At 72.6% G+C, this 277-nt stretch carries 1 protein-coding gene; it reads left to right on the forward strand.

Annotated elements, in window-relative coordinates; translation table 11 throughout:
* Nucleotides 1–277: pilin (locus SB660_RS20180; RefSeq protein WP_410584078.1), on the forward strand; the 277-nt coding region annotated here is incomplete at both ends.

A 277-nucleotide genomic window follows, 5' to 3' on the forward strand; every position in this document is an offset into this window, starting at 1 on the left:
GCACCCGCCGCCGTGGTGGTCCCGCGCAAGGGCCTGTCCGGCTGCGCGATCACCGCGATCGTGCTGGCGGTGATCGCGGTGGTCGCCGTGCCGATCATCGCCATCCTCGCCGCCATCGCGATCCCGGCCTACCAGGAGTACACGCTGCGCGCCCGGACCCAGGTCGTTTACCTGCTGGTCGCTCCGCTGCGCACCCAGGTCGCCGAGCTCCAGGCCAGCGAAGGCCGCTGCCCGGTCAACGGCGAACACGCCCTCGGCGCGCCGGAAAGCTATGCCG

The organism is Bacillus sp. SIMBA_005 (genome assembly GCF_046535585.1).
Taxonomy (GTDB): Bacteria; Bacillota; Bacilli; order Bacillales; family Bacillaceae; genus Bacillus; species Bacillus pumilus.